This window comes from Streptomyces sp. NPDC052012, from assembly GCF_040689265.1.
Lineage (GTDB): Bacteria > Actinomycetota > Actinomycetes > Streptomycetales > Streptomycetaceae > Streptomyces.
Window position 1 is genome coordinate 149,509 of the sequence record NZ_JBFAXA010000018.1, and the last position, 6,933, is coordinate 156,441.

5 protein-coding genes are annotated in these 6,933 nt (G+C 74.8%); 3 read left to right on the top strand and 2 right to left on the bottom strand.

The genetic code is table 11. The annotated features are described in order from the left end of the window. Positions 1-80: 80 nt before the first annotated feature. Positions 81-1,100, bottom strand: coding sequence for a LacI family DNA-binding transcriptional regulator (locus AB0412_RS25700; protein ID WP_366404927.1), 1,020 nt, complete (start codon positions 1,098-1,100; stop codon positions 81-83). Positions 1,101-1,491: 391 nt separating this feature from the next. Here AB0412_RS25700 and AB0412_RS25705 point away from each other — a divergent pair, with 391 nt between their 5' ends. Next, the gene (locus tag AB0412_RS25705; protein ID WP_366404928.1) at positions 1,492-2,376 is read left to right on the top strand and encodes a YhjD/YihY/BrkB family envelope integrity protein; all 885 of its coding nucleotides are present in this window, start codon (positions 1,492-1,494) and stop codon (positions 2,374-2,376) included. Positions 2,377-2,476: 100 nt separating this feature from the next. Then, the gene (locus AB0412_RS25710) at positions 2,477-3,313 is read left to right on the top strand and encodes a hypothetical protein (RefSeq protein ID WP_366404929.1); all 837 of its coding nucleotides are present in this window, start codon (positions 2,477-2,479) and stop codon (positions 3,311-3,313) included. A 14-nt stretch (positions 3,314-3,327) separates the two neighbouring features. On the opposite strand, the gene AB0412_RS25715 is transcribed toward AB0412_RS25710, so the two are convergent. Next, on the bottom strand, positions 3,328-5,436 hold the full coding sequence (locus AB0412_RS25715; protein WP_366404930.1) for a SpoIIE family protein phosphatase: 2,109 nt from the start codon (positions 5,434-5,436) through the stop codon (positions 3,328-3,330). Positions 5,437-5,759: 323 nt separating this feature from the next. Here AB0412_RS25715 and AB0412_RS25720 point away from each other — a divergent pair. Beyond that, a partial coding sequence (locus AB0412_RS25720) for a DUF4140 domain-containing protein (RefSeq protein ID WP_366404931.1) occupies positions 5,760-6,933 on the top strand: 1,174 nt, incomplete at its 3' end.

Sequence of the window (6,933 nt, forward strand, 5' to 3'; positions counted from 1 at the left end):
CCCCCGCGCCGGCGGGGGCATCCACCTGCTGCGAACCCCCTGTGCACACAGGCTCACGGAGTGAAAGCGCTTGCGCCGGCTCAGTCCCGCGCCGCCGCGCGTCCCAGCGTGCTCTCCCGCTCGACCAGGCGGTACGCGGCCGTGATGCGCCGAGGCTCGGGGGCCTCACCGGTCAGGCGGGCCAGCACCGACTCGACGGCCAGCCTGCCGATGGCTTCCTTGTCCGGCGACACGGACGTCAGTGTCACCGCGCCGAAGCGCCCTTCGACGACGTCGTCGAAGCCGGCCACCGCGACGTCCTCGGGGATCCGCAGCCCTCGCTCGTGCAGGACGCGCATCGCGCCGATGGCCATGAGGTCGTTGTAGGCGAACACCGCGTCGGGGCGGCGTCCCGCGTCCAGCAGGCGCGTCATGGCCGCGGCCCCGTCCGCGTGCCCCCAGCCGTCGGTGGCGGCGACGAGCCCGTCGTCGGCGGGCAGTCCGGCGCGGGTCAGTTCCTCGCGCCAGCCGCGGGCGCGGAGCTGCGCGGGCTCGCTGCGGCCGCGCCGGGCGCCGATGAAGGCCACTTCCCGGCGGCCGAGGCCGACCAGATGCCGTACGGCGGCACGGGCGGCGGCGACGTTGTCGATGGCGATGTGGTCGTAGGGCAGGTCGTACTCGCGCTCGCCGAGCAGCACCAGCGGTACGGTCTCCGTGCGCTCACGCAGATCGTCGGTCTCCAGCTCGATGGGGCTGAGGATGAGCCCGTCGATGACCCGCGCCCGGAATCCCTGGCTGACCAGGATCTCCTGTTCGCGACGACCGCCGGTGTGGTCGAGCAGCACGATGAAGTCGTGCTCGGCGGCGGAGTCGATGACGGCCGCGGCGAGTTCGGCGAAGTAGGGGTTGCCGAGCTCGGGCAGGGCGAGCGCGATGATGCCGGTGCGGCCCTTGCGCAGATGCCTGGCGGTCAGGTTGGGCCGGTAGCCGAGGGCGTCGATGGACCGCTGGACCCGCTCGCGCATGGCGGGGGTGACGTGCTGGTAGTTGTTCACCACGTTGGAGACGGTCTTGACGGAGACACCCGCGTGCGCGGCAACGTCCTTGAGGCTGACCCGCACGGCTCCCCTTCCGGAGCCCGGCGTGAGCGGCCGTCAGCGGTGGTGCCCGTCGCCTGCGGCCGTGCGCCCGCCGAGCCCTCACGCTCGCATTTTGCAACGTTATATCTCCGCTCGTCGGACGGTGACAAGGCCGCGGGCGCCGGTGCGGTACGACCGCCGACGGCCTCGACCGCTCGCTCACGGTCACGCAGCACGCCCTCCGTCCCGCGAGGCAGGCGCGCCCCGTCCGCAGCCCTCCGGCGGGACGCCACCACCAGGACGAACGCCATGAGGTGCCGCGGGTGCCGTGGCCCGTCGCGTCGCGCAGTCTGTGGGTGGGAAGGAGCGGGTCGATGGTGACGAGGGCACACGAGGCGGCGACGTCGTCGGCAGCCGTCGGCGGGGGTGCTCCGTGCTGAGCGGGTCATGGTGGCGTGGCCGGACGCGGAAACTGGCGGCCTGGAAGAAGGCCGTCCACGAGCGGGTGCAGATCCGGTTCCCGGTGGTCACCGGGCTCGTGGACCGCATGGTGGCGGTGAACATCTTCGACTCGGCCACCCGTATCGCCGCGCAGTGCTTCCTGACCGCCGTTCCGCTGCTGTTCGTGCTGAGCGCGTACGCGCCCGCAGCGGTGCGGGAGCAGATCACCGCGTCGATCAGTGCCGTCTTCGGCCTGACCGGCGAGGCGAAGGCCCAGATGGAGCAGGCGTTCAAGCCTCCGAGCGACGATCTGCGCCAGGCGACCGGGGTGGTGGGCGGTCTGATGGTGCTGCTGTCGGCCACCGCGGTGAGCCGTGCGGTGCAACGGCTGTGCAGACGGGTCTGGCTGCTCCCCCGGACGGAGACGAAGGTCGCTCCGTGGCGGTGGCTGGCGTGGATCGTCCTGTGGATCTGCGCGCTGGTGCTGCAGGGGCTGCTGCACAACGGTGTCGACGGGGGCACGCTGGTGGCCGCTCCCGTCGTCCTGGTCATGCAGACGGCGATGTGGTGGTGGACCCAGCACCTGCTGCTGGGCTCCGTCCGCTGGTGGCCCCTCCTGCCGGGGGCCGTCATCACGGCCGTCGCGGTCGGCGGCCTGTCGGTGACCGCGCACTTCTACATGCCGCGGGCGCTCAACCGGGCGCTGGCCGAGTACGGTTCCGCCGGGTCCGTGTTCGTTCTGCTGTCCTGGCTCATCGTCGTGTCGGTGGCCGTCGCCGTCAGCCTCACCGTGGGCGCCGTACTGTCCCAGGAGCCCTTCCTGAGGCGTCGCCTCGGGACCCCGGCCTCGCCGGCCGGCCGCACCGGGCCGGGGTGACCCCGTCGCGGGCTCACCCGTACGGCCGTGTGCGCTGGTAGGCGTTGCGGGCCGGTGGTGCGCTGGGGGCACACGTCCGTGCTGCCAGGAGGCCCGTTTCATGACCCGTCGTCCGTCCCGCACCGTCCGTGTCCTCGCCGTCGTGCTGACGGCGGGAGCTCTGCTGGCCACCGCGTCCTGTTCCGACGGCGCGGACGAGGAGACCCGGACCGCCGGCGTCTCCGCGTCCGCGACCCCGGGGGAGTCACGGGCCGCCGCGCCCGCCGCCCGGAGCACCACCACCCCCTCCGGCGACCTGACGGAGGCCGGCGCGCGGGCGGCACTGATCACCGAGGCCGACATCGAGGACGACTGGACGCGGGCGGACCGGGCCGAGGACTGGCGCGACAGCCTGCTGGTCGGCCGGGTCGACGTGGACGACCTGCTCACCGGCGAGACGGACGCCGCCGACTGCCAGCGGCTGCTCGACGGCCTCTACAGCGAGGACCTGCTGGGCAAGCCGTCGGGCGCGTCCGCGCTCACCGGCTTCACGCAGAGCGACTCGAGGCTGCTGTACCAGGTGGCCGCCTACGACCGGGGCAGCCTGGAGGACTCGCTGAACTGGCTCGGGAAGCTGCCGGACAAGTGCGACCGGTTCACCGCGACCGGCTCCGGGGGCGACGAACGCACCGTCCAGGTCGTCGAGGACTCGCTGCCCGACGAGGGCGACGCCCGGCAGGGGCTGCGCGTGACGGTGACGGGCACGGCCGGCGGCGCGCCCGCCACGCTCACCCTGGACGTCGGCGTCGTACGCGTCGGCTCCGACGCGATCACCGTCACGGCCGGGGGCCTGGACGGCGGCGAGAAGGAGTCCGTGGACGCGGCCGTGCGGCAGGGCACCGAGCGGCTGAAGGACGTGCTGGCGGGCCGTACGCCCGCCGCCTCCCCCACCGCGTGACGAGCGCCGGCGCGTCACCGGCCGCCGGGCGGGCGCGGGCCGGTGCCGCGGGACGCCGGCAGCGGCTGGGCGCCGGCGACGAGCAGTGCCACGTCGTCGTGCCCGGCGGGGTGCGGGAGGTGCCGGAGCAGCCGGTCACAGGTCTCCTCCACGGTGCCGTACGGCGGTGACAGCTGGCGCAGGAGGAAGTCGAGGCGTTCGTCGATGGGATCGTGGCGGGTCTCGACCAGCCCGTCGGTGTACAGGGCCAGTTGGTCGCCCGGGTGCAGCTCGAGGGTGGTCGTCTCGAAGGGGACGCCGCCCACGCCCAGGGGGGTGCCGAGCGGCAGGTCGAGGAGCTGGGGCGGCCGGCCCGCCCGCATGAGGACGGGGGGCAGGTGACCGGCGGAGGCCACGTCCAGGCGGTGCTCGTGCGGGTCGTAGACCGCGTACAGACAGGTGGCGATGTACGGGTCCAGACTGCGGGTGATCCTGTCGAGGTGGGTGAGGATCCGGGCCGGGCCGAGATCCAGGTCGGCGAGGGTGGAGGTGGCGGTCCGCAGCCGGCCCATGGTGGTGGCGGCCGGGATGCCGCTGCCCATCACGTCACCGACCGCGAGCGCGGTGCGGTCGCCGTCGAGGGCGATGGCGTCGTACCAGTCGCCGCCGACCTCGCTGAAAGCCTGCGCGGGCCGGTACCGGGCGGCGACCTCCAGGCCGGGATGGCGGGGTGAGAGCCGTGGGAGCAGGTTGCGCTGCAGCGTCTCGGCCGCGCTGCGGATGTGCTGGTGCAGGACGGCGTTGTCCATGCTCAGCGCCGCGGAGGAGGCGAGTTCGCCGGCGAGGGCGACGTCGTCCTCGTCGAACGGGACCGGATTGCGGGCACGGGCCAGGCCCATCACACCGATGATCTCGCCGCGGGCGATGAGGGGCACGGTCATGTCGGTGTGGACGCCGGCCCCGGCGAGCAGGCGGGCGGCCTCGGGACCGGTGGCGATGCGGGAGAAGTCGCCTTCCAGGTGGGTGATCAGCTGGGGACGGCGGGTGCGGATGGCGCGGGCGGCCGGGTGGTCGGCGTGGTACGTGGTGAGGTGGCCCGGCGGGACGATCGCCTGGGCGGCGTCGGTGGGGTAGGCGGTCTTCACCGCGAGGGCGCGGAACAGCGCCGGACCGTCGCCGAGGCCCGTGCGGCCGGTCTGCAGGACGGAGTCCAGGAGGTCCACCGCGACCATGTCGGCCAGGTCGGGCACGAGGACGTCGGCCAGTTCCTGCGCGGTGCGCTCCACCTCGAGCGTGGTGCCGATGCGGGAGGAGCCGCTGGCCACCAGGCGCAGGCGCTGCTGGGCCCGGTCGGCTCGCCGGGCCGCCTGGAAGCGGTCGGTGACGTCGACGACCACGTTGGCGATCCCCAGCACGTGCCCGCGGTGGTCCTCCAGCCGGTACAGCGACATCGTCCAGGCCCGCTCGTCGTCCCGTGCGACGGCCGTCGGACCCACCACCAGCTGGTCCACCACGGGAACGCCGCCCGCCAGGACCTGCCGCATCGCCGTCTCGACGCTCGCGTACGGCTCGGCGGGCAGGACGTCCCGGAAGCGCCGGCCCACGTGGTCGGCGGGGTCGACGCCGTCCATGGCCGCCAGGGCGGGGTTGACGGCCAGGTAGCGCAGCTCGGTGTCGAGGACGGACAGTCCGATCGGAGCCTGGGCGACCAGCCGTTCGGACAGGGCGAGCTTGCGTTCCATCTGCCGCAGGGTGGCCCGGTCGGTGGCCAGCCCCAGGGCGTAGTGGTCGCCGAGGCTGTCGGTCAGCCGCATGGTGCGCAGCTCCACGGTCCGGGTGCTGCCGTCCTTGTGCCGGATGGGGAAGGCTCCGGCCCATTCCCGGCCGGTGACCATCACCTGGGCGAACAGCCTCATCGCCGAGGCGCGGTGCTCGGGGTGCACGAGCAGCGGCGCGGCGTACTCCCCGACGGCCTCGGCGCACGCGTAGCCGAACAGTTCCTCCGCCTGCGGGCTCCACATGTCGATCCGGCCGTCGGGCTCCACGAGGACCGCGGCGACGCCCAGGAGGTCCATCAGGCCGCTCGGACCCGCGGCCCCGTCCTCCGCGCCCGCCCGCCCGAAGCGCTGCTCCGCTCGGCTCATCGCATTCACTCCCTCTACCTGCCTACCTCACAGGCGCCCCTGCTGCAGCACGCGAGGCAGGCACGGCCGGCCACCGGCGGGGCGGCCGCCCCCACCCACGATGCGGCACGTGCCGTCCGGCGGCGAGGGGACCCGCCGGGAGGGCGCGACAACGCGCGGCTCCCGGCCACGTTCGCCGAGGACACGACCTGGGCCGTGGAGGCACCCTGGGCTCCGTGACACCGCGCCCGGAGAGCATCGCAACTCCCGTGCTCCGTAACGGTGCGTGCTCCGCCCGGCGTAGGCTGCCCTCGGCATGAGACCTGGCTGGGGTGGGGAACGGCATGGCGGTTGAGGCGGACGGCGAGGCGTGGGAATCGGCACTCGACTCGGTGGTGGTGTATGCGCAGGGCGCGCTCTGCCGCCGCCTGGCGCGGGGCCGGGTGCCGGCCGGCGGACGCCTGCGCGTGACAGGACTGCCCCGCTCGCTGGACCCCGGCTCGCTGCGGGCGCGTGTCCTGGGCGGCTCCGGGGTGCGCGTCACTCAGGCGCGGGTGGAGGCCGAGGCCGAGCCGCTCGGCGAGGACACGGCCGACGCGCTGCGGCGCGAGGTGGACCGGCTGCGCGACGCGCACGCGGCGGCCGAGGCGCGCCGGGACCGACACCTCGGGCTGATCGAGGAGATCAGGGCGCTGCGCCCGGTCCCGCCGGCCCGCAGACGGGACGATCCGCACCGGCGCACTCCGGTCGACGCCTGGCTGGAGCTCGCCGACTTCGTCGACGAGCGGCTGACCGGGCTGCACGCCCGCCTCGCCGAGCTGGAGGAGGCGCTGCGCCAGGTCGAGCACGAGCTCACCGTCGCGGTGGACCGGCAGTCCCGCGCCTCGACCGACACACCGTCGGCGCACGTGGAGACAGCGATGTGCGCGGTGCTGACCCTCGACGGCACGGGTGACGCCGGCGAGGTGGAGGTGGAGGTCGAGTACGGGGTGCCCGGTGCCGTGTGGGTACCGGCCTACCGGCTCACGCATCGCCAGGGCGACGGCGACGGGCGTCTGGTGCTGCGTGCCTCGGTCGCCCAGCGCACGGGCGAGGACTGGACCGGTGTGCGCATCGCCTTCGCCACCGCCGACCTGCGGCGGCGCACCGATCTCCCCCGGCTCCGTTCGCTCCGGATCGGGCGGAGCCAGCCGGCCCCCGCGTCCTCCGGCTGGCGCGAGCCTCCGGCGGGGCTGGCCGATCTGTTCGCCGGGTACGACGCGGCACGGTCCCGGCCCGTTCCGCGGGGGTCGGCCGCCGTCCCCGCCGCCGCGGCCCACGCCGGTGGCTCCGCGGCCGGGGCTGCCGCCGACCCTTCCGCCGCCCCGTCGGTCGCCGGCGGCTCCCCGCTGCCCCCGCTCCCTGCGGCTTACGGCGGGCCGCCCGTCCCGCCCCCGGCTCCCGGCGGCGCCGAGCCCCCCGAGTTCTTCGCCGGCGCACCGGTCGCCCCCGCGCCGCCGTCCGGGCCCCGGCCCGCCG

Bases quoted from the DNA above. Each gene is read 5' to 3' on its own strand.
- AB0412_RS25710 (WP_366404929.1), top strand. From the start codon at position 2,477: ATGACCCGTCGTCCGTCCCGCACCGTCCGTGTCCTCGCCGTCGTGCTG.
- AB0412_RS25715 (WP_366404930.1), bottom strand. From the start codon at position 5,436: ATGAGCCGAGCGGAGCAGCGCTTCGGGCGGGCGGGCGCGGAGGACGGG.